This is a genomic window from Chitinophaga oryziterrae, from assembly GCF_009758125.1.
GTDB lineage: Bacteria > Bacteroidota > Bacteroidia > Chitinophagales > Chitinophagaceae > Chitinophaga > Chitinophaga oryziterrae.
Window position 1 is genome coordinate 1 of record NZ_WRXO01000028.1, and the last position, 1,897, is coordinate 1,897.

Consider the following 1,897-nt stretch of genomic DNA (forward strand, 5'->3'; position numbering starts at 1 on the left):
GTATCCACCAAAGAACAGGGTGCGTCCTGAAACCTGAGGCTGCGTAAGTAGCTGAAGGGTGCTGTAGCAAAGATGGAGGTAGGCCCTCCGGTAGCGGCTGGCAAGAGCAGCTACCAAACCACCCTAAGCTGCATAAGTCAAAAGCTTGTGTGGTGAGCATTAGGGCAAAAGGTAGAACAGAAGTTCTATCAGGTACATGTAAAAGAGTTGAACGAAAGTAAACCACTGATGAAGCATCGAAATTTGCAAATAGGAATCGACATCAAAACCGCAGGTGTTCTTGTTACCAGCGGGAGAAGTGCAGCGGGCGACTTGCTTACTGGCTGCGTGGTGTCCGGTGTAGAGGTGGCAAGACTTTTACATAGGCTTTGTTACGGAACAGGAGAAACAGTATTGTCATGTCAAGGGAAAGGCACAAGGACGCAATCTGAGGCCGAAAGTACCAATGGACGATACTGTGGCAGACTGTGGCATAGTAGTGATGAAGTCCCTGTAATGGGGATGGAGCGAAGGCCACAGCTCATTGGACAAGATCATTTTGACAACCTTAAAACGGGAGGATTAAAATGATGGCGTCAAGGTCTTTACCCATTACTAAAGAGATGGTATGGCAAGCTTACGGAAAGGTAAAGCGGAGCAATGGCTCGGCAGGAGTGGATGAGCAAACTATCGCGGCGTTCGATAGGGACTTATCCGGCAACCTGTACAAGCTTTGGAACCGTCTACGTTCCGGAAGCTACTTCCCGCCCGCTGTTAAGGAAGTCGAAATCCCGAAAGGGGAAGGAAAGATCAGAAAGTTGGGTATTCCAACTGTCAGCGACCGTATCGCGCAGATGGTAGTCAAGGATTATCTGGAGCCGACTATTGAGCCAATTTTTCACCCCAACTCGTTTGGCTATCGTCCAGGTAAAAGTGCCTTACAGGCAGTTGAACAGGCGAGGCAGAATTGTTGGGATCTGGATTGGGCAGTGGATCTGGATATTCAGTCATTCTTTGATGATATTGATCATGAGCTACTATTGAAAGCAGTAAAGAGGCATACTACGGAAAAGTGGGTGCTGCTTTATATAAAGAGGTGGCTTACTGCTCCAATACAGAAAGAGCAACAGTTGCAGGCAAGAACAAAGGGTACACCGCAGGGGGGCGTTATTAGCCCGTTACTTGCTAACCTGTTCCTGCACTATAGCTTCGATAAGTGGATGCAGTTACGCTACCCCGAAGTGCGCTTTGAAAGATACGCTGACGATATAGTACTTCACTTCCGTACACAGAAAGAGTCTTTGTTTATTCTTAATCGAATTCAAGAGAGGTTCAGTGCTTGTAAATTAAAAGTTCACCCTGAAAAGACAAAAGTTGTTTACTGCAAGGATAAGAAACGTGATAAAAGCGAGCATCCTGTAGTAAGCTTCGACTTTTTAGGATTTACATTTAAAGCAAGGCAATGTCGCAAGAAGACAAACAACCATGTATTTTATAGCTTCACGCCGGCCATCAGCACGAAATCAAAAGTGAAGATAGGTAATGCTATAAAGGCGCGGAACCTTCGCAGGAGAATCACCGACAACTTTGAAATATTTGCAACAGAACTAAACCCACAAATCCGTGGCTGGATCACCTATTATGGGAAGTTCAGGAAATCAGAACTGAGGCAAGTGTTTCATCAGTTGAACAAGCGGTTGACTAACTGGATTAAGGATAAGTACAAGCTCAATATCAGGCGTGCAGTAGCACGCAACAAAGCATTAGCGAAAGCCAATCCGAAACTCTTTGTACACTGGGAGCATGGCATCTTGCCATGAGAAAGAGACTGACCAATGAGAAGAGCCGTATGAGATGAGAGTCTCACGTACGGTTCTGTGAGAAGGTGGGGTGAAAGTCCCTGCCTTACTCGATCTGA

The 1,897-nt window shown here is 46.2% G+C and carries 2 protein-coding genes; both read left to right on the top strand.

Features of this window, described 5'->3' with window-relative positions:
• The first annotated feature begins 243 nt into the window (after positions 1 to 243).
• Positions 244 to 570, top strand: a complete 327-nt coding sequence (locus GO495_RS31840) for a hypothetical protein (protein ID WP_157304003.1) — start codon at positions 244 to 246, stop codon at positions 568 to 570.
• Positions 567 to 1,799 carry a group II intron reverse transcriptase/maturase gene (gene ltrA / locus GO495_RS31845; protein ID WP_157304004.1) on the top strand — a complete coding sequence of 411 codons (1,233 nt, stop codon included), beginning with the start codon at positions 567 to 569 and terminating at the stop codon, positions 1,797 to 1,799. The genes GO495_RS31840 and ltrA overlap by 4 nt, the downstream gene beginning before the upstream one ends.
• Positions 1,800 to 1,897: the final 98 nt, after the last annotated feature.